This is a genomic window from Bacillus sp. GC_Bacil_1 (assembly GCF_026540675.1).
GTDB classification, from domain to species: Bacteria; Bacillota; Bacilli; order Bacillales; family Bacillaceae_G; genus Bacillus_A; species Bacillus_A cereus.
Genome location: NZ_JALNUG010000045.1, coordinates 1 through 2,442, shown reverse-complemented (window position 1 = coordinate 2,442; position 2,442 = coordinate 1). Strand labels below are relative to the sequence as shown.

Genomic DNA, 2,442 nt, shown 5'->3' with positions numbered 1-2,442 from the left:
TGACGTTAATGTCATCGGCGACTTGTTCTATATTACACCTCTAAAGTATAATCGTCAATACGTTTTTAAAAAAACTTTATATTTTATAGATTTCATTTACGTATTTCTTCTATAGTTATATACAAGCACCCTACAGAACAATCTATGGGGTGCTCTTCTACCATAAAAACTATTGTTCTTTCGACGGCACCGAACAACTTCCATCAGTACAAGAAAGATCGCTTCCACCATCTGCTGAAAGTTCCTGTAACTTCGGTGCAGGATTCTCTTCTTCCCACACTTGCTGAAGTGCACCAACAAAAGTTTCAAGTGGTTGTGCACCTGAAATAGCATACTTTTGATTAATAATAAAATAAGGCACTCCCGAAATTTGATATTGCTGAGCAATCGCTTCATCAATTCTAACATCATTTGCGTACGCATTTTTATCATTAATAACATTTAAAGCTTCTTGCTTATCTAAACCTGAGGCTTCAGCGATAATAGCAAGTGTATCCACATCACTTAAATTTTTCGATTCAGTGAAATATGCAAAAAGTAGATTCTCCGTAATCTCCTTTTCTTTTCCATGATTCTTTGCAAACTTCGCAAGACGATGCGCATCAAACGTATTCGTCGGCTTCATCTCATCAAAATTAAAACTTAAACCCATACTAGCTGCATGATTTCCTAGCTGTACGTTATTACGCTTAGCTTCTTCAATACTAATCCCATACTTTGATGCAAGCACTTCATTAATACTTGTTCCAGAGTAAACGGGAGTATTCGGATCCAACTCAAAACTTTTAAACTCAACTTCAACATCCTTCTTATGTGGAAATTGCTCTAAAGCCATCTCTAATCTACGTTTCCCAATATAGCAAAATGGGCATACAAAATCCGACCAAACCTCAATTTTCATATAAACACCTCATTAACATTTAGTTTTCAATCATTGTAGCACTGAGATTAAGGAATTCAAAAGTTTTTGCTCTATCTCCTTCATATAGTACATACAAAAATACACTTATAGCAGACTACCTAATTAACAAAAAAACGATAATCAAAAGGATTAACTATTGTCCCTCCGATTATCGTCTATATAAATGCAACAACTTTAATTATGCCGGAATATACTTCCCTACGAACTTCCATACGGTATTCCAATATTTATTCGAATCTACTTTCTCCGCTTCTCCATGCCCAGCACCTGGAACAATTAATTTCTCTTTTTCTACTTTTGCAGCATTATATACTTCATCTAACATTTCAAAAGGAACGAATGTATCAGCATCCCCATGAATGAATAGCATAGGTGTTTTACTTTTCGCCACTTGTTTTACAGCTGAAGCTTCTTCTAAATCATATCCAGCTCTTAATTTTGTAACTGTATTTGCCGCATTCATAACAGGAAACTTCGGCAAGTGGAATAAATCTTTTAGCTGATAAGTAAATTCATCAATAACGGTTGAGTATCCACAATCTTCAATAATAACTTTAACATTAGAAGGTAAATCTTCTCCTGAAGTCATCATTACAGTTGCCCCGCCCATTGAAACACCAAATAGAGCTATTTCAGCATTAGGATCTTTCTTTAAGATTTGTTGAATCCAAATCAAAACATCTTTACGATCATGCCAGCCCATACCAACATAATCCCCTTCACTATTTCCGTGCCCACGAAGGTCTGGTGCTATGACATTATAGCCTTGTTCATAAAAGTTACGAATATATTTCGTCATTTCTGATGCTCTACCATTGTATCCATGAACCACAATTGCCCATTTATGACTAGATGATTCATTCATATATTCATAGCCTTTTAAATTCAATTTATCGAAAGAACGTATAGTTAATGTGTTAGGTTTATACTTCGATACGAAGTTCGCATTCTTTTCTTCATTTGTAGCCAATACATCTCCCGATGCATTTACCGTTTCTACTAAATGAGGATTATCTTGCAAAAATTCTTTTTCTTGTTTCGCATTCAACGCGTAGTTATAAAAATAATTCCCAACTAACATATACACGATTGCTAGAAGGACTAAGACTACTATAGTAATTACACCTATCTTTTTCATATTATCTCCTTTTCTAACTTAAATCTTCTTATATTAAAGTACATCAAAAAACAACTGTACTATTTTAACACATGGATAGATCCTATCTTTAAGAAATAAAATAGAAAATCTTAAATTACATATCAAAAATCATGAAAGAAATTGAATAAAATTTATATAGATATGTAATTAGCCTTGAAAAAAGTTACAAAACACAAAAAAGACGAGTCATTCTGACTCGTCTTAAAATTGCTTGGCGACGTCCTACTCTCACAGGGACAAGGTCCCAACTACCATCGGCGCTAGAGAGCTTAACTTCCGTGTTCGGTATGGGAACGGGTGTGACCTCTCTGCCATTATCACCAAACTATGAAGGCATATTCCTTCAAAACTAGATAACATT

2 protein-coding genes and 1 rRNA gene are annotated in these 2,442 nt (G+C 34.5%); all 3 read right to left on the bottom strand.

What is annotated here, in order from left to right; all coding sequences use genetic code 11:
* Positions 1 to 169 precede the first annotated feature (169 nt).
* The 3 genes from OXT04_RS29425 to rrf all read right to left on the bottom strand — a co-directional run bounded on the left by OXT04_RS29425 (position 170) and on the right by rrf (position 2,406).
* Entirely contained in the window at positions 170 to 901 is a 732-nt protein-coding gene (locus tag OXT04_RS29425; RefSeq protein ID WP_000687923.1) for a DsbA family oxidoreductase, read from the bottom strand.
* Positions 902 to 1,100: 199 nt separating this feature from the next.
* On the bottom strand, positions 1,101 to 2,060 hold the full coding sequence (locus OXT04_RS29420) for an alpha/beta hydrolase (protein ID WP_000719805.1): 960 nt from the start codon (positions 2,058 to 2,060) through the stop codon (positions 1,101 to 1,103).
* A gap of 230 nt (positions 2,061 to 2,290) precedes the next feature.
* A 5S ribosomal RNA gene (gene rrf, locus OXT04_RS29415) occupies positions 2,291 to 2,406 on the bottom strand.
* Positions 2,407 to 2,442 lie beyond the last annotated feature (36 nt).

Bases quoted from the DNA above. Each gene is read 5' to 3' on its own strand.
- OXT04_RS29425 (WP_000687923.1), bottom strand. From the start codon at position 901: ATGAAAATTGAGGTTTGGTCGGATTTTGTATGCCCATTTTGCTATATT.
- OXT04_RS29420 (WP_000719805.1), bottom strand. From the start codon at position 2,060: ATGAAAAAGATAGGTGTAATTACTATAGTAGTCTTAGTCCTTCTAGCA.